General features: G+C 52.8%; 16 protein-coding genes. 11 read left to right on the top strand and 5 right to left on the bottom strand.

What is annotated here, in order from left to right; translation table 11 throughout:
* Nucleotides 1-9 precede the first annotated feature (9 nt).
* Together clpX and HMPREF2756_RS09475 are read left to right on the top strand one after the other, a co-directional pair.
* A complete protein-coding gene (gene clpX / locus HMPREF2756_RS09480) occupies nucleotides 10-1305 on the top strand; it encodes an ATP-dependent Clp protease ATP-binding subunit ClpX (RefSeq protein WP_070621075.1) in 1296 nt (431 codons plus the stop codon).
* 64 nt (nucleotides 1306-1369) lie between these two features.
* On the top strand, nucleotides 1370-2020 hold the full coding sequence (locus HMPREF2756_RS09475) for a mycothiol-dependent nitroreductase Rv2466c family protein (protein ID WP_048779216.1): 651 nt from the start codon (nucleotides 1370-1372) through the stop codon (nucleotides 2018-2020).
* A gap of 74 nt (nucleotides 2021-2094) precedes the next feature.
* Here HMPREF2756_RS09475 and HMPREF2756_RS09470 read toward each other — a convergent pair whose 3' ends face one another.
* Both HMPREF2756_RS09470 and valS read right to left on the bottom strand, forming a co-directional pair.
* On the bottom strand, nucleotides 2095-3552 hold the full coding sequence (locus tag HMPREF2756_RS09470; RefSeq protein WP_070621073.1) for an LssY C-terminal domain-containing protein: 1458 nt from the start codon (nucleotides 3550-3552) through the stop codon (nucleotides 2095-2097).
* A gap of 281 nt (nucleotides 3553-3833) precedes the next feature.
* Nucleotides 3834-6566: a valine--tRNA ligase gene (gene valS / locus HMPREF2756_RS09465; RefSeq protein WP_070620642.1), complete on the bottom strand. Its 2733-nt coding sequence runs from the start codon at nucleotides 6564-6566 to the stop codon at nucleotides 3834-3836.
* 539 nt (nucleotides 6567-7105) lie between these two features.
* On the opposite strand from valS, the gene HMPREF2756_RS09455 reads away from it, so the two are divergent.
* The 4 genes from HMPREF2756_RS09455 to HMPREF2756_RS09440 all read left to right on the top strand — a co-directional run bounded on the left by HMPREF2756_RS09455 (nucleotide 7106) and on the right by HMPREF2756_RS09440 (nucleotide 11461).
* Complete coding sequence (locus HMPREF2756_RS09455) at nucleotides 7106-7402, top strand: hypothetical protein (protein WP_037230985.1); 297 nt, start codon at nucleotides 7106-7108, stop codon at nucleotides 7400-7402.
* 198 nt (nucleotides 7403-7600) lie between these two features.
* The gene (locus HMPREF2756_RS09450) at nucleotides 7601-8398 is read left to right on the top strand and encodes an SDR family oxidoreductase (protein WP_048779277.1); all 798 of its coding nucleotides are present in this window, start codon (nucleotides 7601-7603) and stop codon (nucleotides 8396-8398) included.
* Between the two features lie 339 nt (nucleotides 8399-8737).
* Nucleotides 8738-10522, top strand: coding sequence for an LPXTG cell wall anchor domain-containing protein (locus HMPREF2756_RS09445; RefSeq protein ID WP_070620639.1), 1785 nt, complete (start codon nucleotides 8738-8740; stop codon nucleotides 10520-10522).
* 177 nt (nucleotides 10523-10699) lie between these two features.
* Nucleotides 10700-11461, top strand: coding sequence for a sirohydrochlorin chelatase (locus tag HMPREF2756_RS09440; protein WP_070620636.1), 762 nt, complete (start codon nucleotides 10700-10702; stop codon nucleotides 11459-11461).
* A 137-nt stretch (nucleotides 11462-11598) separates the two neighbouring features.
* Here HMPREF2756_RS09440 and cobA read toward each other — a convergent pair whose 3' ends face one another.
* Together cobA and nirB are read right to left on the bottom strand one after the other, a co-directional pair.
* Entirely contained in the window at nucleotides 11599-12492 is an 894-nt protein-coding gene (cobA, locus tag HMPREF2756_RS09435) for a uroporphyrinogen-III C-methyltransferase (RefSeq protein WP_070620633.1), read from the bottom strand.
* 10 nt (nucleotides 12493-12502) lie between these two features.
* On the bottom strand, nucleotides 12503-15190 hold the full coding sequence (gene nirB, locus HMPREF2756_RS09430) for a nitrite reductase large subunit NirB (RefSeq protein WP_070620631.1): 2688 nt from the start codon (nucleotides 15188-15190) through the stop codon (nucleotides 12503-12505).
* Nucleotides 15191-15706: 516 nt separating this feature from the next.
* Between nirB and nirD the strand changes: the two genes are divergently transcribed.
* Both nirD and HMPREF2756_RS09420 read left to right on the top strand, forming a co-directional pair.
* A complete protein-coding gene (nirD, locus tag HMPREF2756_RS09425; RefSeq protein ID WP_048779226.1) occupies nucleotides 15707-16048 on the top strand; it encodes a nitrite reductase small subunit NirD in 342 nt (113 codons plus the stop codon).
* Nucleotides 16049-16183: 135 nt separating this feature from the next.
* Nucleotides 16184-16987, top strand: coding sequence for a DUF6318 family protein (locus HMPREF2756_RS09420; RefSeq protein ID WP_141747847.1), 804 nt, complete (start codon nucleotides 16184-16186; stop codon nucleotides 16985-16987).
* Between the two features lie 218 nt (nucleotides 16988-17205).
* Here the strand turns inward: HMPREF2756_RS09420 and HMPREF2756_RS09415 are convergent, their stop codons facing one another.
* Nucleotides 17206-17694, bottom strand: a complete 489-nt coding sequence (locus HMPREF2756_RS09415) for a DUF3995 domain-containing protein (RefSeq protein WP_070620625.1) — start codon at nucleotides 17692-17694, stop codon at nucleotides 17206-17208.
* Between the two features lie 1078 nt (nucleotides 17695-18772).
* On the opposite strand from HMPREF2756_RS09415, the gene ileS reads away from it, so the two are divergent.
* The 3 genes from ileS to HMPREF2756_RS09400 all read left to right on the top strand — a co-directional run bounded on the left by ileS (nucleotide 18773) and on the right by HMPREF2756_RS09400 (nucleotide 24316).
* Entirely contained in the window at nucleotides 18773-22120 is a 3348-nt protein-coding gene (gene ileS, locus HMPREF2756_RS09410; RefSeq protein ID WP_070620622.1) for an isoleucine--tRNA ligase, read from the top strand.
* A gap of 162 nt (nucleotides 22121-22282) precedes the next feature.
* Nucleotides 22283-23851 (top strand): bifunctional folylpolyglutamate synthase/dihydrofolate synthase, encoded by a 1569-nt coding sequence (locus HMPREF2756_RS09405; protein WP_070620619.1) that lies wholly within the window; start codon nucleotides 22283-22285, stop codon nucleotides 23849-23851.
* A 24-nt stretch (nucleotides 23852-23875) separates the two neighbouring features.
* On the top strand, nucleotides 23876-24316 hold the full coding sequence (locus HMPREF2756_RS09400) for a DUF4233 domain-containing protein (RefSeq protein WP_238382411.1): 441 nt from the start codon (nucleotides 23876-23878) through the stop codon (nucleotides 24314-24316).
* Nucleotides 24317-24359: the final 43 nt, after the last annotated feature.

Below are 24359 nucleotides of genomic sequence, written 5' to 3'. Positions count from 1 at the left end.
GCTCCGGGTATGCGTTGCTCATTCTGTTCTAAGACGCGTACCCAGGTTTTCAAGATTGTGATCGGTCCGCATGTCTCCATTTGCGATGAATGTATTGCACTATGCAACGAGATTTTGCATGAGGAACGGCAAAAAACAAAGAAGCCGCAGACCAAAAAGATCAAGAAACTCGCTACTCCTCGCGAGATTTACAGCTATCTGCATGATTATGTGATCGGTCAAGATTCTGCAAAACGCACCTTGGCGGTGGCGGTCTATAACCACTACAAGCGCATCCATGACTTAAACAATCCGGTACTTCACTCCCGAACCCTTTCGGCAACTGCGGGTGAATCCGTAGACCTGGGAAAATCTAATATTCTAATGATTGGTCCTACCGGCAGCGGAAAAACTTATCTTGCGCAGTCTCTTGCAAAGAAGCTTGATGTTCCTTTCGCCATTGTCGATGCTACTACGCTCACCGAAGCTGGGTACGTTGGCGACGATGTCGAGAATATTCTGCTTCGACTCATTAATGCTGCCGACGGTGATGTCGAGAAGGCGCAGAACGGCATTATCTATATTGACGAAATCGATAAGATTGCCCGCAAAGGCGGAGAAAACCTATCTATTACCCGCGATGTCTCGGGGGAAGGCGTGCAGCAAGCGCTTTTGAAGATTATTGAAGGTACTCTGGCAACGGTTCCTCCAGAGGGTGGGCGTAAACATCCGGCACATACCAATCTTGAGATTGAAACCTCAAATATTCTCTTCATTGTCGCTGGTGCTTTCGATGGGCTGGAAGACAGGATCCTAGCCCGCACCGATCGAACCAGCATAGGCTTTGGGGCCGAGCTGACCGCCGCACCGGATACTGATCAGACGCTTTCGCAGATCATGCCCGAAGATCTGACCCACTACGGTATCATCCCTGAGCTAATCGGTCGTTTGCCTGTGATCTCTACGTTGAAAGAACTCACCACCGAAGAGCTTGAACAGATTCTTACGAAGCCTAAAAATGCTTTGCTGAAGCAGTATAAGCATCTCTTTGCGCTTGATGGCGTTGAGCTTATCTTTGAAGATGATGCTTTGCACGCGGTCGCCGAGCTCGCAGAAACCCGTAAGACCGGGGCACGCGGGCTACGCTCCATGATGGAGGGTATTCTGCAGCCAATTATGTTTGAGGTTCCTGACCGTCAGGACGTTACCACCGTGGTAATCACAGAAGATACCGTGCGCACCGGTGCTGAGCCCGTATACGTTCTTGAAGCTGATGAAAAGTCCTCTAAGAGTGCTCGTACTCGTGCCAAGAAGAAGGCTGCGTAGGTTATTCGTGCAGGTGAGAACCTGGCGGAATATTGGAGGTCTCGATGAGGTTTGAACTTATACAATGATGAAAGGAAATACCCTCGTGACAACAACCGTTGATTTTTGGTTCGACCCTACCTGCCCGTGGTGTTGGATTACCTCGCGCTGGATTGGCGAGGTGCAGAAGGTGCGTGATATTCAGGTGCATTGGCGCCCATTCTCACTCGCTGTTCTGAATGAAGGACGCGAGCTTGATCCTGGATACCGCGCTATGATCGACAACACCTGGGGCCCCGCCCGTGTAGTGGCTGCCGCCCGCGAACTCCACGGTGACGACGTTTTGAAGGCTCTCTACGATGCTCTGGGCGAGCAGATCCACCATCAGAAGAACATCTCTGAAGGAGACAAATTTTTGCCTGCTATTGAGGAAGCTCTCAAAGAAGCGAATTTGCCTGCGGACCTGATTCAGTACGCTACCACCGACGAATACGATACGCAGTTACGCGCCTCGACAGCAGAGGCGCTTGATAAGGTCGGCGATGATGTTGGCGTGCCGCTTCTTGCGATTAACGATGTAGCTTTCTTCGGTCCCGTGCTCTCGCCCTCACCGCATGGTGAAGAAGCCGGCAAGGTCTTTGACGGTGCCGTAGCAATGGCATCGTATCCTGGGTTCTTTGAGCTCAAGCGCAGTCGTACCGTGGGACCTATCTTCCACGGTGAAGATGGGCAGTAGATTTACCATGTACTATAGCTGAGCCGTTACGCTTTCTCTGGAGGAGCGTAACGGCTCAGCTATGCGTATTTGAATTAGCTACTCGTTTGCTTTCGCCGAGAACCCCGATGCCGCAAGCGAATATCGCGCATATGGAATGTGCGTGCAGCCGTATAGCTGACCGCCGCATCCGAGGTGAAACCTAGCATGGCAAAAACACTGACTCCAAGCTGGAAGAAAAGCGCGCTCAATGGCATATGCTGGTGCCCCCAGATAACACCGCCAGCGGTTACTGTAAAACTCACCGCAAGGAGTAAGAGAACCAGACGACGAGCCTTCGACGAACCCCGGAGCGTACTCCAGAGTAGAAATAGGTGTACGAGAGAGAAGACAAGAGTTACCGCAAGAAGCACACCGCTCAGCACCGTCAAAAATGTCTGCCCTTGTTCCCCGGCAAGCAAGGCCGTAATTTCTTCACTCGCTTCGCTTCTGAGTACCGTGCTGCGTAATTCCTGATGATTAACTACAGTCAGAACAGCGTTAGCAAGCTCTAAGAGAGTTGAAATAATCATCATCACAGAGGCTATCAGCAGACCCGCAGGCATCTCATAAGCTAGGTCATGAGCGCTCGCCAAGTTTAGGTCTTTAACCTGGCGCGGGTCTTTCACGCCCTCATTGCTCAACGTGATAATAGGCAGCGCGCCGTCCGTACGAATCGTATCTCCACCACCGTTTCGAGAGTGGTAGCCGGTCGAAAAATCTTCGATAATATCTACCCGTGTGCTCGGATGCGCATACTGAATAGACTCGACAATATAATCACGCTCAAAATCCGTATCGGCATCGATCCGATGCGTCACCTGCAGGGTGAAAAAGCTAAAGCCGACCCCTGAATCGTAGGTTCCTGCCGCCAGCCAATCGACGCGGTAACCACCGGGAAGCAGCCAGCCATCCGGAGTTCGCCAAAACCGCACATGGTGGCGTTTCTTCGGGTTCCCGTCAACCTCCTGCTGATACGCAAAAGACTGTACGCGCCCAAAAATCTTGAGAGGAGATACCGGTGCTTCATTATAGGATTTTCGGGTAATTGTCGAAACAATAATCTTCCAGCTGGAAACCAAGGTGACTTCATCCGCACGAGTCCAACCAGCATCCTGCATCACCTGGTGAATTTGCTCTTCTGAGCCGATAATACCGATATTGACGGGGTCGCCTAATAATCCATCCGGGGTGCGGGTGCGCCCAATAAAATAGTCGGGAACATAGATGCGCGTCATGATCGCGTGAAATCGGGGGAGCGTCAAATAAGCGGTGACTGCCCAGAACGAAAGTGCAATCGGAATGCCCCACCAAGAATGTCCCACGGTATTAAGCAGGATCAGAATGGTAAGCACCACAGAGGCTATACCTGCCAGCGTGAAAAAAGCCGTATCCCAAATACCAACCCAGAAGGTCCTCGGAATAATATCCTTATGCTCGCCGCGCGACTCAAAGTCGCCCCGATACACTGGAGGAGATGTTGGAGGCGCGACCGTCACAGGTTTGCTCGCCATAACATGTTCTTCTGCTACACCCTCATCAATAATGTCAGAAGGTTTATGTGACATGGGGATTCCTTCTGCCTGCATAATCTGTGCGTTTGCGCGTTCGGCGCTTATGTGAATTCTACAGGCTACCATGGGGCGGTGCGCAATAGGGCGTCGTTTCGCTGAACCGTTCCTCACCGTATAAAAAATACTGGAGCGAAGAACCTAATTCTTCTTCGCTCCAGCACGGAGTCTATGCCATGCGGCATATCCAGAAACAACGTGAGAACGTGGCTGTTCTAGAGAGACTACTCGGCAGCTTCTTCCACAACAAGCACTACGTCACGAACTTCAAGTTCTCCTTCCGAAGGTACCAGAGAAACCTCGCGAGCGTTGCCTGCCGCCCGCAAATCCTCAAGACCAGACTGGATGCGCTCCAGCTGCTCCTGAGAGGCGGCAATCGTAGCAGATTCAACCTCGGTACGCTGCTTAACCTTTGCGTCACTCTTCGCCTTACGCAGACCGCCGAGTGCTTCTGCGACATCGGGAAGGACCTGCTTGAGGTTCTCAATCTGGGCAGGGTTCACATCAGCAAGTACCCATTGTGCCGAAATACCGGCTGTTGGGTTGTTTGCTGCATACTCCGCTAATAATGCACCTTCAAGAACCGGCAGAGCCTGAGGCCAGGATGCGCGGTGCACGCTGCCCGCACGCCACCACGACCAAATCTCTTCGGTCACAAACGGTAGGAAAGGCGCGAAGAGCCGCAGAAGCGCATCCAAGGTGGTGGCGAGAGCCGCCAACACGGAAGCCTGCTCGGTCTCACCGCGAGCACCGTAGGCACGGTCTTTAATGAGCTCCACGAAATCATCGGTAAATGACCAGAAGAAGCTCTCCGCAATCTGGAGGGCACGAGCGTACTCGTATTTCTCAAAAGCTGCCGTTGCTTCCTCAACCAAGTAGGCTAGGCGCACAAGCAGGGAACGGTCCAGCGCGTTCGTGAGAACCCGCCCCTGCGCCTGTGAGGTAATCACCGATTTCTCAGTAGCACCCAGATTCAGCACGAACTTTGAGGCATTGAGAAGTTTAATCGCCAGACGGCGACCGATCTTCATCTGGCCTTCGTCATAGGCGGTATCAGCGCCCAAGCGGGCCGAGGCCGCCCAATAACGTACCGCATCCGAACCGTATTTATCGAGTACATCGTGCGGGACCACAACATTGCCCTTGGACTTCGACATTTTCTTGCGGTCGGGGTCAAGAATCCATCCCGACAGCGCGGTATTGTACCAGGGCACAGAGGACGCAAGGGTCTCGGCGCGCACGGCGGTGGAGAAGAGCCAGGTACGAATAATATCGTGTCCCTGCGGGCGAAGATCCATCGGGAAGGTCTTCGCGTGCAGCTCAGGATCTGTAGCCCAGCCGGTTGCAATTTGCGGGGTGAGTGAAGAAGTAGCCCAGGTATCGAGAACATCTGGATCGGCAATAAATCCGCCAGGTACACCACGCTGGTCTTCCGAATATCCGGGGGCAGCCTGCGAAGCCGGATCCACAGGAAGCATATCCTCAGCCGGCAGAATCGGGTTCTCATAATCCGGCTCACCCTCGGCATCAAGCGAGTACCACAGTGGGAACGGAACACCGAAGAAACGCTGACGGGAGATCAGCCAGTCGCCGTTAAGACCTTCCACCCAATTTTCGTAGCGGCTGCGCATAAATGAAGGGACCCAGTTAATTTCGCGTCCGCGCTCAATAAGCTTTTCACGGCGCTCAGCGTCGCGACCACCGTTGCGAATATACCACTGGCGTGAAGCCACGATCTCAAGGGGTTTATCGCCCTTCTCATAGAACTTGACGGGGTGCTTAATCTTTTTCGGCTCACCCTCCATCTCGCCAGTTTCAACAAGCATCTCAACTACGGTCTTCTGGCCGGTAAAGACGGTGGTGCCCGCCATACGTTCGTAGCGTTCGCGGCCTTCGGCAGAGGTAATCCATTCGGGAGTCTCGCGGGAGAAACGGCCGTCACGCCCGATGAGGGCTCGGGTCGGAAGCTGCAATTCGCGCCACCAGGTAACGTCGGTGGTATCACCAAAGGTACAGATCATAGCGATGCCGGCTCCCTTATCAGGCTGAGCCAGCGGATGCGCCATCACCTCGACCTCAACGCCGAATAGAGGAGAAGTCACTTTCGTTCCGAAGAGCGGCTGATACCGTTCATCATCGGGATGCGCCACCAACGCTACACAGGACGGCAACAGCTCGGGACGGGTAGTCTCAATCCAGACTTTTTCGCCATTTTCGCGGTGGAAGCTTATACGGTGGTAGGCTCCGTCGCGTTCCTTATCTTCAAGCTCGGCCTGCGCTACGGCGGTTCGGAAGGTAACGTCCCACATAGTCGGTGCCTCCGCCATATAGGCGTTACCCGCCTCAAGATCTTTGAGGAATGCAAGCTGTGAGACTTTACGTGAATGCGCATCTATGGTGCGGTAGGTATGGGACCAGTCGACGGAAAGTCCCAGGGTTGTGAAAAGATGCTCGAAAACTTTCTCGTCTTCAACAGCGAGTTCTTCACACAGTTCGATGAAGTTATTGCGTGAAATACGCGGCCATTTTGCCTGGCTGCGGTCGGGTTTGGGTGAGCCATCGGCTTTGAGCGGGATCAGCTGGCGAAAATCTGGGTTATCGGGAACGGAAGGGTCGCACAGCACACCGTAGTAGTTCTGTACGCGGCGTTCGGTGGGCAGGCCGTTATCATCCCAGCCCAAAGGATAGAAGACATTCTTACCGCTCATACGCTGGTAGCGGGCTATAACGTCGGTTTGAGTGTAGGAGAACATGTGCCCCACATGGAGCGAGCCGGATGCGGTCGGCGGTGGTGTATCAATCGAATAGACCTGTTCGCGCGTCGTGTTCTCGTCGAAGGCGTAGGTTTTCTGCTGTGCCCAGCGCTCAGAGAGTTTGTCTTCGAGACCTTCGAGCGCGGGACGATCAGGAACGTTAATCTGTGCGGGCGAGTCTGAGCCCTGAGTATTTTCAGCCATAGGGGCTATTTTCTCATACTTTATGGGCTCTGGCGGTGTATCGCGTAGCATAGGTTGGCGCTTTACGTTGAGTGAGTTTATAGATATCCCGTATAGCGCAGAAATGTCGGTTATTATGCACCATATGCCTGTGTTTCGTACTCTGCTAATGCACGCTCAACTCGTGCAATAAGCTCGCGTTGCGATGAGAGAAAACGGCGTTGTTCCCGGCGTGGAAGATGCGAAAAATGATGATAGAACTTTGGGTCCCGGTAGGTTTGCCCGAAGAGGAAATGTAGGTCGGCGCTCCAGGGGCGACGCGTTCTTGCACGGATTTGCTCGGCCCGAGCACGAAGCTGCTCGCGGTGGGTATAGAGAGCATTGCATCGTGCGCTGCGAGAGCGAAATGCTAAAAGATCCATAGGTATATCTGTAGTTTCCATGCCTTATGTAATGTATTTATCTATTCACCGTGTGTTATCTCTCGATTCCCTATCACAAGATACCGCATAAGAGTAGACTGGTGAGTATCACACAGGAAAACTTTTCAAGGGACTTCCATGTTTGAGATATCAGCTCCTGTTATGACGGTACTTGCTCTTCATCTCGCGATCGTTGCGGTTTGCGTTTGGCATTTAACAACGCGAACCGGATACAACGAAGAGCGTCTGCACATGATACTTCCGCTTGTGCTTTTCTTGCCGGGAGCGGGGATTTTATACCTCATGTCAGCAAAAGCAGGAACCGTTCCTCCCGATACTACGAAGACGGGCAGCAGCTCTCGCCATTTTGAGCATCGTCTGGGTTTCCGCGACGGTAAACGTTCTAAATGGGGCTTTCCCCAGCGGAAACGCTAAAAGCACTGCGTTATGCACCTTTAAAGGCAAGGTTCATGAGAGCGGGAAGAATTGATAATGCTATCTACTATCCCGCAGATGTGCGATGCGCGTGTGACTCTGTCAGCGCGCATTGCCTATCTTTCTATACGATAATTTTGTGTATGGCATCATAGATGAATAAGACTTTCACCACCGACGCGGAAAGGTAACTTCATGATGCTAGACAATACTCGTATTCCTGCCAACCCATTTGCCCCCAACGCTTGTGAAGGCAAAGTTGCCGTCGTGACAGGTGCCTCCAGCGGCATCGGCCGCGCAACAGTTGAACAGCTAACGGCTACCGGATGGACGGTTTATGCGCTTGCTCGCCGTACCGAACGTCTTCGCACGCTTGAAGCAGAGACCGGAGCGCATCCTGTAACCTGTGACGTTACTGATGAATCGGCAGTAAACGCAGCTGCAAAGCAGATCATGACGGAGCACTCACAGCTTGATGCGCTGGTTAATATCGCTGGGGGAGCGATCGGTCTTGACCGTGTTGCTGATGGAGATCCGGATGAATACCTAGCGATGTACCGCCTGAATGTGCTCGGAATTCTACATACGGTGCGTGCCTTTGCTCCCGCACTGAGGGCTCACGGCCAGGGGAGTATTCTGAACCTGACCTCCACAGCAGCCGAAGGCGGTTATGAAGGAGGTGCAGGGTATAACGCCGCGAAATTCGGTGCTCGGGGACTTACCGAGGCTCTGCGCCTTGAGGAAGCTGACCACAATGTGCGCGTCATTGAGATTCGCCCGGGCATGGTGCATACAGAAGAATTTTCATTGAACCGCTTGGGGTCTGTGGAAGCTGCTGAGAAGGTATATGCCGGGGTACGGAACCCTTTGGTGGCAGAAGACGTTGCCCAGACAGTAGTTTTCGCATTGAATATCCCTCACCATATCAATCTTGATCATGTGACTTTGCGCCCGCTTGCTCAGGCAAGCCAGTTCAAGGTCATCCGGTCTTCGTAGATATTTAAAGAGGTGCTACAGATACCGCGTGCAAAACTAAGGTTTCGCACGCGGTATCTGGCGTTCTTATTATTCCTTCAAGAGAAACCTGAGGTTTACTCCCAATATTTGTAATATATGCGCTATTGGTCTGATTTTAATGTGGATTAAGTAATGGTAAAAATAAATATTTGGTAACACTTTTGGGGTGGTGGTACAGTTTCTCATTGCAAGCCCCTCACGAATGCTAGTGTTAGGGCGTCACCGATAAATTGAGATGGGTCAATGAGTAACTGAATCTGGCACTCACATCACAGAAATATGCAGTAGCTCAACTCACATAACTTCAAAGAGGGAAACATGGCTCCAAAGAAGTCAACCCGTGTCTACGCACTCGCTGCCGCGACCGTTATTACAGCAGGAACGTTAAGCTATGTTCCTGCTACTTTTGCATCTGAAGCAGGTAGTTCGACCGGTTCAGATACCTCCGCTACTGAATCGACGCATGAGAATTCCTCATTGCCGCTTCAGACTATCCCTTGGGCAAAATCCAACGCATCTGCTCAACCGGCAGGTGCTCAGGAAACCGCTTCTGCGGCCTCTACACAGGTGCCTGAACAGGAAAAACCGGTAAAATCCGAATCTCCGACCGCCTCTGAGACTGCTTCAGCCTCAACCCCTGAAGCTAAACCATCTGAAACCTCTACCGTTCCAGAACAGACCGAGAAAACCTCAAAGGCTACTCCCGGCACAAAGGTTATCGGAGTTGAGAATGAGGGTGATGAAACCTCAGAGGGGCGCCAGAACGCTCCTAAGGTTTCTGTTGATTCCGCCACTATCTACACCGATAACGAATTTAGCCCTTTCACCGTGCGTGTCAGTGGTTTCTACGGTCCGCGCGTTGGTAGCTCTATAGAGGTTCGCATTCAGGAAGTAAATGCTCAAGGCCGCCCTGTAGGCACCCCTCTTGCAACCGGTCGTGTCTCTGCCCAAGAACTCATTGATGGTACTGCTACCGCCACTGTGAACGTCAGCTCAAGCAGACTGAAAGGCAATAAGAGCTATGCAATTGTTGCTGTCAGTAACCCCGGCGGTAAAGATCACCTTGTAGCAGGTACCATCGTTGAACTCAAGCAGCGCCGCGTTGCTCATACTGTAGCGAGTGAGGCTCCGGCTCCTCAGGAATCTAGTAACAAAAAAGCCCCGACTGCCGCACCGGCGCAGCCCGAGAATACCCAGGCGCCTAAACCTACAGAGACAGTAACTCCCAAACCCCAAGAGTCGTCCGCGGCTCCCGCACCGAGCGCATCCGCTGATACAGGGAAGAGCGAGGCTTCCAGCGCGTCTGAATCAGCTAGTGCAACCCCCTCCAGTGCATCTGCTGAAGCTTCAGAGACCGCATCTGCTAACCCCTCCGCAACTCCTTCAGCTCCTGCCCCTGCATCGTCTGCGGAAGAAACCACAATGGATGTAGCGAATAAGGCTTCGCTGCGTGTCGATAGCGCACACTTCTCTGGCGATGCAGCAACTAACGTCGTTGTAGTCCGGGGTACTGGTTTTACCGGCGAACACGTCTCAGAAGGCGTTGAAGTTACTATCTTCGAATTGGATAGCGAAGGTAAAGCACAAGGCGAAGCCATCAAGAGCGTCTTTGTGAAACCCTCAGAAATTGTTGATGGTTCGTTCACTGCACAGCTGGAAGTCGAAGCTGCAAAGCTGCGTCCAGGGTACTCATACGGTATCGTCGCGATTAGCAATCCCAAGGGTGAAGAACACGTACAGGCATACACAGTAGCGATGGTTTCTGATGACTCGCACCCGGCACCCGGTGGTGAGGATAACAATGCCAACGTCGCCGCAACCCGCCCCGGCGCTAAGAAGGCTGGACACAACAACGGCGGACAAGGCGGTGCAGCTGCTCTGAATGGATCTGCAGAAGGCGATGCAGTACAAGCTGAACCGGACGCCAATACTGGTAATGCGCACAGTAACTCGAGCTCTGCAGCTACGACCTCAGCCAATAAGCGTAACCTGGCTCGTACCGGTGCTGACGGCGTTGTACTCTTCACGACGCTTGGCGGCTCAACGTTGGTGGCAGGTACCGCTCTCGTTGCGGCGCGTCGTCGTAAGAAAGACAACGTATAAGAACCTCTGCGGTAGTCCGCAGGTTATCACATAGGGAAGCACACGAATTCCGTGTGTTGTGAATAGGTACAAGGATGGGTACCCGCATCGTACGGGTACCCATCCTTTATGTCCTTCTATAAGGTGGTAATTACCTTTATAGGTGAGTCGGGTTCTTCAGACGCGTACACTTGAGCTATGTCTGTTCTCAATATTCTTGCGACCTCTCACGGTACTGACTCTTCAGAAGGGCGCCAAGCGATTGCCCTCGTGCGCGCCGAGCTTCAAAAGCTACTTCATGAACGAAGCACGTCTGACGGGCGAGAATATAAAGTTCACGAAGCTTATGTAGACGTGCAGACACCGAGTGTAGATGAAGCCGCTCAAGCCTTACCGGATGGCGAGCCTTGTGTTATTGTGCCGGTTCTACTGTCCACAGGATTTCACACCCAGGTTGATCTAAGGCGCGCTGCACGTACCAGCGGAGTTAAAGATATTCATATTGCTGCCTCTCTGGGGCCGGATGCGCGACTTGCCCATCTTCAGCGAACTCGGCTTGAGGAAGTTGGATGGCATGAAAAAATAGCTACCGGTTCTGCCGCACCACCGATTGTTCAAGGGGCTGCAGGTTCATCCCGCCAAGATGGGCGAGCAGATATGCAGCGCGCCGCCGATTTGCTCGCAGAAGTTCTTCACACACCTACCAGAAACGCTTTTATCGCAGCAATTGAGCCGACAATAATTGATATAGCTCGTCAAGAGCAACCAAGGTTCGCGTCCCCGTACCTGCTTGCAGATGGATTTTTTGTCAAAAAGATGAGACGTGATATCGAGGCGGTTAGCGCTTCAACTATAGTGGCTGCACCGTTGGTATCCTCTCACGATATTGCCTCCGCACGCATTATTGCTCAGTGCGCTCTATCTCGTCTTGACGAAGTGTTGGTCGCCGCTACCGAATAATACTCAAATACGGCCAAGCATGTAAAATGGCTTCCGCCTTCGACAACTAGGAAAACGAAGACGGAAGCCACGTTGTATGCGCCAGAATTAGCGGATAATCAATCCACTATGGAGCAAGTTTCTGAGCGGCAGAGAACTCAAGACGTGGATTGCTCACGCAGCCGTTCATGTACATGACTGATGAACTGGTGCCGATCGTCGCGTGCATAATAGACGACCTCACCAATGACTGTAATAGCAGGTGATTTAACGTCTTGGCAGTCTTGAGGAGCTTGCTGCAAGGTCGTGACGATAACGCGCTCTTGATCCGTGAAGCCCTTCTCAATGGTGGCCAACGGCATATCGCTTTCAACACCGCACGACATCATCTGCTCGATAGTATCCGGCAGAGTACGCACACCCATCAGAAGCACCACGGTACCGTGAGCGCGCAACGTTGAAACAACAGCTTGTATATCGGTTTCATCAAGCCCCGAATGGCCCGAAACTACAGTAAAGATCGACGATACTTTACGCAGAGTCACGGGGATAGAAGCGCGGGCGGGCACCGCAATAGCGCTAGTAATGCCCGGAATAACCTCAGCATCCAGTCCGGCTGCAAAACAAGCATCTAGCTCCTCAGCACCGCGACCGTATACATATGGATCGCCGCCTTTGAGCCGCACCACGGTTTTGCCCGCGAGTGCATAGTCAATCATGAGTTGCTGGATGCGTGACTGCGGCACCGCATGCTTACCGGGTACTTTGCCCACGTCAATGATCAGGGCGTTTGGAGCGTATTCGGCAAGCTCTTGTGGAGCTAAATGATCTAGCAGCACGACATCGGCTTCACCGAGCGCTCGAACGGCACGTAGAGTCAGCAAATCGAGAGCACCGGGACCGCCCCCGGCGATGTACACCTTACCGGGTACATCTGCCCGGGATCTTGGAACTAAGGGCGCGTCTTGAGCAACACCCGCCGGAATATTGGCTAGAACCTCATCTATCGTCGCAAATTCGCGCGGTGGAAACGGCGGAATTTTAGGTGACATGGGCGGGTCCTTAGGCGTTCGCTGGAACAGGATTATGCGCGCTGGGTGGGCCGACTGGGATTTTCGCTCCCGTCACCAGCACGGTATTGCCTTCACCCTTCTCTGCGGCAGCAATTTCCTCGGGTGTTGCTGGGCGAATCTGCTCACGTTCAAGAACAAACAGGTGCGCTGCTTCATCGCTGCCATCGGGCTCGTTGATGAAGGCACGGAAGCGGCGCAGACGGCGTTCGTCTTTGAGGGTGGCAGCCCATTCGTCCTGGTAAGAATCCACGTGGCGCTGCATATCTCGTTCCAGATCCTCGCAGACTCTCAAAGAATCTTCGATGAGTACGGATTGCAGATGAGCCAAACCATCACCGTGCTCTTCGTCAAGGTCTTCAAGCCATCGGGCAGTGCGTTGTAGCTTATCCGCTGTGCGGATGTAGTACATGAGGTAGCGGTCGATGTAACGAACAACTTCTTCACTGGAGGCATCCTTGACGAACAAGCGCCCATGCGCGGGGTTCGCGCCGCCGTTACCACCAAGGTATAGGTTCCAGCCGTTGGTGGTGGCGATCAGGCCCACGTCTTTGCCCTGTGCTTCAGCACATTCACGGTTACAGCCGGAGACACCAAACTTGAACTTGTGGGGTGAACGCAGACCGCGGTAGCGATTCTCCAACTCGACGGCCATACCCACCGAGTCTTGAACACCGTAGCGGCACCAGGTTGAGCCGAGGCAGGATTTAACGTTACGCAGTGACTTGCCGTATGCCTGACCGGATTCGAATCCAGCATCAACCAGCCGCTCCCAAATGTAGGGCAGCTGCTCCAGTCGGGCGCCAAACATACCGATACGTTGCGCACCGGTGATCTTGACGTAGAGGTTGAACTCATCCGCAACGGCAGCAATGACGGCCAGTTTCTTAGCGGGAATTTCGCCTGCGGGGATGCGCGGAACAACCGAATAGGTACCGTTCTTCTGCATGTTTGCCAGAGCACGATCGTTGGTTTCCTGTAGGCCGCCGCGACCGGCATCGAGCACGTAGGAGTTGCGGAACGATGAAAGAATGGATGCGACCGTTGGTTTGCAGATAGCACAGCCGTCGCCGCCGTGCCCAAAGCGTGCAATGACCGAATCGAAGTCGTCGAGGTTGGTAAGGCGTACCGCTTCCGCAAGCTCTGCGCGGGAGAAATCGAAGTGTTCGCACAGCGCTTTAGAGACGGTCATACCCATCTTTTTCATCTGCTGTTCGAGGGTTTTCTGTAGCATGGGCACACAGGAGCCGCACTGGGTGCCAGCCGTGGTGCATGCCTTTAGGGCGGGTACGTCGTGGTTGCCGTCAACCACTGCCTGACGGACTTCGCCGAAGCTAATGTTGTTGCACGAGCAGAGAATGGCATCGTCGGGCAGCTCTGTATCGGGAATACCGTCGCCGCCACCTGCCGCCGTGAGATACACATTGGGCTCTGCCGGGAGTTCTCGTCCCAGCAGCGGCTTGAGGGAATCAAAAGGAGCGGTGTCTCCCACGAAAACGCCGCCGAGGAGAGTCTTGGCGTCGCCGCTGGTCACGATCTTCTGGTACATGCCGCGCGCGGGGTCTGCGAAGAGAATTTCGAGGCAGCCTTCCGTGGTGCCGCGGCGGTCACCGAAGCCTGCAACCTGTACGCCTGAGAATTTGAGTTTCGTGGCGATATCGAATTCTTCGACCTGAGTATCTTCGTTGCCGTTGAGCAGATTCTTGGCGACCGCATCCGCCATCGCGTTGGCGGGGGCAACCAGACCCCAAGTTCGTCCAAGTACGCAGGCTACTTCGCCGATAGCCCAGATATGCTCGTCGCTTGTGTGGCATGCATTATTGACGAGAATACCACCGCGTTCGCCAGTCTCTAGTCCAGCGGCGCGTGCCAGCTCATCGTTGGGGCGAATACCTGCAGCGAAGACCACGAGGTCTGCATCAATCTGGTGAATAACGGCTTCGTCCGAGGTGGAATCTGCTACGGAGACCGAAATAACCTCGCCTGAGGCATCTTTGTTGATAGCGGATATGAACGCACCGGTTTCGATGTCGATCCCGGTTGCTTTGATCTGGGCGTTGACCGCGTAACCGCCGCCCTGATCGACCTCCACAGAGAGAAGCCACGGGGCAACATCGAGGATGGTGGGTTCGGCACCAAGGTCTTTGAGACCTTCTGCGGCTTCCAGCCCGAGAAGGCCTCCGCCGACAACAATACCGCGCGGTGCGCGCCCAAGTTTAGTCTGCAACCGTTCAACTTCGGAGACCATGTTTTTAACATCGTCTGCGGTGCGGAATACATGGGCGCAATCTGCGTTAGGAATCGGAATGCGCACCGCACTTGAACCGGTAGCGAATACAAGCACATCGTAGGGGTAGTCTACGCCGTCTGAACCTTTAACAACGCGTGATTCACGGTTGAGCGATTCGCCGCGGGTGTTGCTGACCAGATTGATCGTGGACTCGTCCCAGAGCGCCGGGTCGCCAAGGGTAAGGTCTTTGTCGGTATCTTTAAAAAGCTGTTCGATAGCAACGCGGTCGTACGGAATATACGGTTCATCATTGAGAACGGTAATGGTGTCAGAGGTGCGTCCGGCATCCTGAGCGCCTTCATGATAAGCGCGTACAAAACGCCATGCTGCGGGTCCTGCACCGACGACCAGAATATTACGGGCGGTGTTCCCAGGGCCGTTCTGAGACATATTTGTCCTTCCTAGTTGTGTGTATACCGACTTCAGCAAAGAATGACCTGTCTCTAGGAACCGGCAATGCAGGAAAACCGGGAACAAACCTTGAGCCAGAACAACAAGAGTGTGGGATTATGTTGTTTTATACGCAGATTCTTGCTTGTAAAAAGTCGCTGTTTTTATCTTACACAGAGGCTATACGACGAAAGTGCCAAAATCGGTATTTTTGAGAAAAATTTTAAGGAAATTCCTTGAAATATCTAGGGATTAATGGGTTTTTTTGACCCTAAGGATTGTTGTTTTAGGTAAGCCTAAACTCCCTAAAGTGCTGTGTTTTTAAGGGTTTTTCAGACCTTTAGTAGCTTAGGTATGTCATATTTTTATCTGTGGTTTTTATAGGGTAGACTCCAAACGGAACACACAAGAAATACTTGTGCTCTCGTATGCCGCCTTCTGTCTATGCTGATTTGATATGTAGCTCTTGACTGTGACCGGTTGCATAGATAGCACCTGTCGAAAGGTAGAGCCGTCATGACTGAAAATGCCGCCGTAGCACCTTCCTGGGTTCGCATCTGTCCCGAAAGCGAACTCGAAGAAAATTGGGGCGAAGTTGCCCTCGTCAAAGGTCAGCAGTATGCAATCTTTAAAACTAAGCATGGGTACTATGCATGCGATCATCGTGACCCTAATAGTCAGTCTCTTGTGATTGCTCGCGGCATTGTTGGAGAGAAAGACGGGCACTCGACTATCGCCTCACCCCTTTATAAAGAGGTGTACGACCTCGCTACGGGTGAGTGTGTCTCAGGCGCTGACTATACGATCGGTGTGTACCCTCTAGAAGTGCGAGACGGCAATATTTACCTGCAGGTCTAATTCTTAGAGTTTTGTTCTGTAACTTTTAGGCTACTCTCAGGTTGTGTGTACGAAAGTTCAGGGTCTTTTCAGACGCAGTTGTTACGGTGCAGAGTAATCACTCAAAAACATACGCATACTGAAAAGAGAAAACCAATGAATTCGCCATACACCACTTTCACCTCTACTCCTTCACGTCGCGCTACTCTTATTGGTTTTGGGGCTTTTGGGATTGCAACCCTCGCCGGATGCGCCCCCTCCATCAAGAGTGTTCAAAACTCGCCGAGCAACAGCTCATCCTCTTCAAGCTCTAGCGCTTCGTCAACAAGTTCACCCAGCGACTCGACCTCACCGGAAGAGTATGCAAAGTTCGTTGCTGACTGGAATAAATATGTGGGAGACATAAAACTTCCGACTAAAGATAAAGGCGGTTATACTCCCGCAACCAACACCGAGCCTGCAAAGAACGTTCCTGAACCTGATATTGACGAGAATGCCATACGCCAGAAGACCCTAGAAGGCTCATATAAGGCTCTTGCCGCCTATGAGGCATCATTCCTTTACGCGGTTCTTACCGGAAATTCTGAATACGCGAAGAAACTCAGCCATGAAGATGATCCGAATCTTCGACCACAATTTGACTTGTATCGCGACATTTATAACGGCGGTGGCTGGATGGAAGGGTACGACCTCAAGTGCTGGATTCGTGATGAAAGGCCTACGGTAGTGTTCGAATCCGATATCGTGGCTGTTGCATGGAATTATGGTGAAAAATTTGAAGCCTATAAAGCCCACCTTAGTAAGGAAGAAGTGGCAGACCGGCCAGCAGATACAGCGGATAACATCTACATGGTGACCATCTACGATGGTGGGTCGTGGAAGTACGTCACCAATACCTATCTGAAGCAAAAATATCCTCAGCTTGTTGAAAGTGGCAACAGTTCTTCCTCCGCTGCCTAGCTATAATTCTTCTGGCTCTCTAATACTTTTGGGGAGCCAGGAGATAATAATCATGTAAAACCCTCGACTGTACAGTCCTTGAACTAACCGATACATCAAGAGGCTTGCTACTGGAGGGGGAAATTAAGCTTTCGTCGCTACCCAAAACATCACAGGGAAGTTGAGGGTGTGGCGACAGATGCGCTCAATATCTATTGAAGTCATGCGCTGAGTGCCTTTTAGTCTGTCGGCGGTACTTTCTGTCGCCGGGTGCGCGAGATGAACAATGCACCAAACAATAGCAGCCCCCAGACCAAGAAAAGGGGACTCCATAGGTAGGTGTGCCCGGCTACGAGCGGGTTGCTTAGGGAAGCTTGATCAATTACTACGCGCCACCACCCTACAAAAGTTCCACGGCCGCCCCAGCCTATAAGCACTATAGAGCCCACCCAAGAAACAATGGGAACCCACGCGTGCGCAGGTGGTCGTAGATGGTATATAAGCGGCACAAGTGCGCCCGTAATTTTGGCGATAAACACGGCGGCCAGTAAAAACCGCACCGGAACGTTACCCTCTTGCTGTAGTTTGACAGCCATCGGCCCCACGGTATCTAACAGCCACATCCCGCCGCACATCCAGTAAAAGCTAGGTGCAGCGTGCAATAAACCTGCGATAGCGGCTCCAATAAACAGCGGTGTTCCGGGAGGTTTCGTGCGGGTTTTCTCCATGTCATACAGTCTAGAAGCCGTCACCTCTTCCTATCTAGAGGGAAGTGTAGATATTGTCATAAAAATGATTTTTGTTCTATAGCCCCAAAAGTATTACTAATAGAACATAACGGATTGCTTTCTATGGAGAATTCCGAGATTCTGGGGCTTCCCGAATTAGCAACCGAGACTACTCTGCTTGCCGTGCACATGAAGAACGCGAGCTACACTTACCCGAGCAGAGCATTCAGGGGCTAGCGACTTCTGTTAAAAAATATGTTTTTCAGACTCAATAACCCCTTATTTCAGAGGTGGCGCCGAACTGGTGCGGAAGGTCAGAAGTGCATCATTGAGGAAGGAAGTCGATGTGGGGAGACCCGTGAACTTTCCCACAGCATTCTGGGCGTGTTCTTCAGAGAAACAGGACGTCCCATGTGCTGTATAAACGCTAGATAAACGAAAATTTTTTCGTTGACAGAGCACGTAAAAATGCATATTTAGTGGAGGCTGGCAAGAATGACCCCAATATCTAGTGTCGAGGGTTAATATTCAACTGAAAGTGTATGAAAACATTGAGTATATTTGTAAAAACATGCATTTACGACACGCCCGAGATGCGTCACAGAGGGTCTGAAAGCGGGTAAAAAATTGGGTTTTTTTTAGCTTGCACCCGTAGCTGCAAACCCCATAGAATGTAGATGTTTGCAAAGACCCGGCGATCACCGGCGAGCAATTCGGAAGAACAGACCGCACCTGCGGGACCCCACCTTTTCGCTGCGGCGAGGGGCGCCTTAGCGGAACAGATGCAGTCTTAGTAGACCCGGACGGTTAAGCCCGATACAGCTGTTAATAAGCGACTGATACTCGCTCAACGCGCCGCTCTCCGGGGGCGTAAGAACGTTCCTGATGAACAGTTCATAGCCCCGGGGGAGGTCGGTGCGTTTGTCTGTATCAGTAAGCAAGGTGGTACCGCGCCAGCATATACGCCCCATGAGGGGCGCACGATGAAGGCGTCCTTGCACCCGTTTGTCCATCCTCGGCAAAGGGTGCGGTTCACGTACCCAATGGCGGGAATCTGAACAGAAATAGGGCGCACTGCATGTCAGAAAATGTCTACCCCAAGGTGAGCGCGTTTGAAGCCTCAGGCTACGGTGTAAGCGCATCACCTAAATTCCCTAAGCTCGAAGAAGCTGTACTCGACTATTGGAAGAAAGACGGAACCTTCCAAGCATCTATCAATAACCGCGAAGCCGGGCCCCACGGCGATAACGAATTCGTCTTCTACGATGGCCCTCCATTTGCAAATGGTCTGCCGCACTACGGGCACCTGCTCACAGGTTACGCGAAAGACCTTGTAGCACGTTACCAAACTCAGCGCGGGCATAAAGTAGAACGCCGCTTCGGCTGGGACACTCATGGTCTGCCTGCCGAGCTTGAAGCAATGAAACAGCTCGGCATGACCGATAAACAAGAAATCCTAGAGATGGGCATCGATAATTTCAACGATGCCGCGCGCGCCTCCGTGCTCAAATACACCAACGAGTGGGAACAATACGTTACCAGGCAGGCGCGTTGGGTGGACTTCGAGAACGACTATAAGACCCTCAACGTTGAGTACATGGAATCCGTAATCTGGGCGTTCAAGCGTCTCTACGATAAAGGGCTTACGTACCAAGGGTTCCGTGTTCTGCCGTACTGCTGGAAAGACGAAACCCCGTTATCGAACCACGAGCTGCGCATGGATGACGACGTCTATCAGGATCGTCAAGATCAGACCGTCACAGTAGCTTTCACCCTCACCGCAGACGACTCGCTTGCCGCCAATAAAAATATTGTCGCTGAACTTGCCGGTGTTGAGGCACTTGCCTGGACCACCACCCCCTGGACCTTACCCACCAACCAGGCGCTCGCCGTCGGACCCGATATTGAATATGTCGTAGTTCCCGGTGCCGGTGAGCTCAGCGGACGGCGCTTCCTCATCGCAGCTGATTTGTTGGGAACCTATGCGAAAGACCTCGGGTATGCAGGGGAGAGCCCCGCCGAGGATGCGGCAGCCGCCATCACAGGGCGCTACACCGGCTCCCAACTAGAAGGTGTGCGCTACACTCCGCTGTGGGATTACTTCGCCGATGCCGAGAAATGGGGCACAGGAACCTCATGGCAGATTCTCGTTGCCGATTACGTAAGTACCACCGATGGTACCGGTATCGTTCATCAGGCACCCGCCTATGGTGAAGACGACCAGAAAGTTTGTGAATCCTACGATATTCCCGTGGTGCTTTCGGTAGATGAAGGCGCCAAGTTCCTTCCCCTGTTCGGGCAGCCTAGCCCTTCGGGGTCTACTGCGCTTGCGGGTATCGCCGGAGTTCAGGTTTTCGAGGCAAACCGCACCATTATTAATGCTCTTAAGGCAGATGGGGCGCTCGTCGTGGAGAAATCCTATGTGCACTCCTACCCACACTGTTGGCGCTGTCGTAATCCTCTGATCTACCGCGCCATTACCTCTTGGTATGTGAAAGTGACCGAGTTCAAAGACCGCATGTCTGAGCTGAACGAGCAGATCAACTGGATTCCCGAAAATGTCAAGTACGGGCAGTTTGGTAAGTGGGTTGAGAACGCTCGCGACTGGTCAATTTCACGCAACCGTTTCTGGGGTTCTCCTATTCCCGTTTGGGTTTCGGACGATCCAAATTATCCCCGTGTTGATGTTTACGGATCGCTCGAAGAACTCAAGGCTGACTTCGGTCGCCTGCCGCTGAACAAGGAGGGGAAGCCAGATCTACACCGTCCCTATATTGATGAGCTGACGCGTCCAAACCCTGATGATCCAACGGGTAAATCTACGATGCGTCGCGTCGAAGACGTGCTGGACGTATGGTTTGACTCTGGGTCGATGCCGTATGCACAGGTTCACTATCCCTTCGAGAATAAGGACTGGTTCGAGAACCACTATCCGGCGGACTTCATCGTTGAGTATATTGGTCAGACCCGTGGCTGGTTCTACACTTTGCATATTTTAGCGACCGCACTATTTGACCGTCCTGCCTTCAAGAATGTTGTCAGCCACGGCATCGTGCTTGGTTCTGACGGGCAGAAAATGTCAAAGTCGCTGCGTAACTACCCGGATGTCTCTGAAGTTCTTGACCGCGACGGCTCGGACGCTATGCGCTGGTTCCTCATGTCATCGCCGATTCTGCGCGGTGGCAACCTGATTGTGACCGAGCAGGGGATTCGTGAAGGGGTGCGGCAGGTGATGCTTCCGCTCTGGAACGTCTATCACTTCTTCGCTCTCTACGCGAATGCTGCCAACAAAGGCGCGGGATATACGGCACAGGTGAAGTACGATTCGCAGCATGTGATGGATCGCTTTATTTTGGGTAAAACCCGGGAGCTGATACAGCAGGTTACTGCGGACATGGACTCTTACGATATCTGGAGTGCCTGCGAGCATCTGCGTCTTTATGCTGATGCTCTTACCAACTGGTATGTGCGCCGCTCACGTGAACGTTTCTTTGACGAAGACCCCGATGCCTTCGATACCCTGTACACCGCTTTGGTGACGGTATCAAAGGTAGCGGCGTCACTTCTGCCGCTCACGACCGAAGAAATCTACCGTGGCTTGACCGGCGAGCGTTCGGTACATCTTGCCGACTGGCCTGCCGCTGAAGACTTTGCTGATGAATCTGAGCTGCTTTCGCTCATGGAAACCGTACGGGCGGTATGCTCTACAGGGTCTTCTCTGCGTAAAGAGAAGAAGATCCGTGTGCGTCAGCCTCTGCAATCGCTCACGGCGGCCATTGCCAACGAGCAGTTCGCACAGCTGGAAACCGCATTCGGCACTAAGGGCGCCGATTATTTCGCCAAGATTGTGAAAGACGAGCTGAACCTGCGTGAGGTTATCCTCGTGAATGCACAGGACGCTAACCCTGCCGACTACGGTATCTCGCAACAGCTGAAGGTGAATGCCCGTGCCGCAGGTCCCCGCCTTGGTAAACAGGTTCAGATAGCTATTAAGGCATCGAAATCTGGCGATTGGACAATCGCCGAAGACGGTACCGTGACCGTTGCTTTCGACACCATTGACGGTGGGCTTGCATTAGTTGACGGCGAATATGAGCTGGTAACCATGGTAGCGTCCTCGGATGACGGTACCGAGCGTGAAGCGGCAGCCGTGCTGCCCGGCGGTTTCCTAGTGCTGAACATCGAATTAACCGATGAACTTGTAGCAGAAGGTATTGCCCGCGATACTATTCGCGCTATTCAGCAGGCCCGTAAAGATGCCGGGCTGAATGTCTCTGACCGCATTAACCTAACGGTGAGTGCCCCGCAGGACACCCTGGAGGCTCTGCGCACCCACGAGGAACTGGTCACTGGCGAGACCCTAGCGGTTTCCCTGGACCTCACGGAGGGCGAGAGCCTGACCATTAAGGTCGCAAAGGCAGCATAGAATAGGGGCAATATAGCCTCTAAGCCGCCCCAGCACATATAACACACCGCGGTGTGTACCGTGCTGGGGTGGCTATACACCCAAATATATATCTGTATATAAGGCAGAATCCTGGTAAAGACGCTGGCCGCACAGCTTGATACCAGCCAAGGAAAGAACACTATGAGCGAGATGAGCTACCCAGCAATCCCGGACCCCGAAGGGGTTGAACGCGTCTACGGTGAATTGCTGGCACGCGCCCCCGAAAATAAGATGGCTCCCCGGCTGGATGCGGTTCGTCGAGCCGTTGAAATCCTCGGGGATGTGCACCGCGCCGCCCCGGTCATCCACATCACCGGAACTAACGGTAAAACCAGTACCGCCCGCATGATTGAATCGCTTTTGCTGGCTCATGATCTGCGCACCGGGCGTTTTACTAGCCCGCATCTCGAAAGCGTTACTGAGCGCATCAGCATTAACGGTGAACCGGTGCCTGATGCCACGTTCGTGCGCGTTTGGGATGAAATTTTGCCATACCTCACTCTTGTGGACGAAGAATTTGCTGCACGCGGAGAACCAAAACTTACGTTCTTTGAGTCCATCACCGTACTTGCTTTCGCTATTTTTGCCGATGAGCCCGTGGACGTGGTGATTCTAGAAGTCGGGATCGGCGGTTCATGGGATTCTACGAATGTAGCCGACGGTATTGTCTCCGTCGTGGCACCCGTTGGCCTTGACCATACCGATATGCTGGGGGATAGTCTGGCTGAGATTGCAACGGAAAAAGCCGGGATTATTAAACCCGACGGATACCTTATTTCTGCGGCGCAAGACCCTGAAGTAGCGACCATACTTCTTGATACTGCTCGTAAGCAAAACGCCAAGTACGCATTCGAAGGTGTTGAATTTGGTGTGGTTGAGCGTGACCGCGCGGTCGGCGGGCAGCTTTTGACTCTCCGAGGTTTAGCAGGAGAATACCCCGAGATTGAGCTCCCCCTACACGGTGAGCACCAGGGGCAGAACGCATCATTAGCTCTTGCCGCAGTCGAGGCATTTTTCGGTGGGGATCGTGCCCTTGCGCGAGATGTAGTACTCGCCGGATTCGCCCAGGTACGTTCGCCAGGGCGGCTTGAGATGATTCGCAGCGAGCCTTTGGTAGTGCTTGACGCCGCCCATAACCCGCATGGGGTGCGCGCCGCATCTACGGCTTTTAAAGAGGCATTTGAACTGTCCCATGTGCATGCAGTCGTCGGTATTCTAGGCGAAAAAGACGCTCTCGGTATTTTTGAAGTACTTCGTGAAGAATACGTAGACTCAACCGATGCCACATTCCGGTTGTATCTTTCTGCCTCAGAATCTTCCCGAGCCATTGCCCCGGAAGAACTTCAAGAGATCGCCCTCGACGCCGGGTTCGACGAAAACATTATTACGGTATATGACCACCTGGATGAGGCTCTTGCCATCGCCATGGAGAACGCCCTCTTTGAGCAGGAAACTGCTGGTGTGTTGGTAACAGGATCGGTCACGGTCATTGGGGAGGCGCGTACCCTGCTGGCACAACCCGCCCAAGAATCCACTGCACAGCACAACGCCGAGCCTGAAGAACTCGCTGAGGCTGCAGAAACCGATTCCGATGAACTATTTGGCGAGATTATGGCTGAGCTGGCGGGGGAGGAACCTCGCGAAATCCCGTTAGAAGACTCATTGGGATTGCCTCTGGCAGACGGCACCGATAGTCCTGAGGAAAGCTAAGACTATATGGTAAAAAAGCAGTTTATGACACGCGCTCAACGGGATTGGAAGCCCGGGACGGTTAAGAAACCACGTTCTACGAAAGTCATGTTTGCTTCCACCATTTTGGTACTCGAAGCATTCACGATTTTCTTCGGCACACTAGCCGTTTTCGGACTTCATTTCAACGATCCGAGCACTGTAAAAATTATAATCTGGGTTTCAGGTTTGGTTCTTGCCGGTGCGTGTATATTCCTACCCGCTAAGCTGGCAAAACCGTGGGGATACTCGGCTGGTTGGGCGCTTCAAGGCGCCATGCTTCTTGCCTCAGTCATTGCGTTACCCCTCTCGCTCGTAGTAACAATCCCGTTTGTTGCCTGCTGGTGGTATGCGCTACACGCCGGTACTCGCATCGACGCCGAAAACGAAATACGCGCCGCCGAACAAGAAGAATGGGAGCGTAAAAACTTACATGAGAGTGAGTAAGCAACGATACAGGCGATTGCGCTATGATCGCGGGCAACACCAA

The sequence above is a fragment of the Rothia sp. HMSC067H10 genome (assembly GCF_001810635.1).
Taxonomy (GTDB): domain Bacteria; phylum Actinomycetota; class Actinomycetes; order Actinomycetales; family Micrococcaceae; genus Rothia; species Rothia dentocariosa.
Note: the sequence above shows the minus strand (reverse complement) of the source record. Positions and strands in the feature narration are given on the sequence as shown.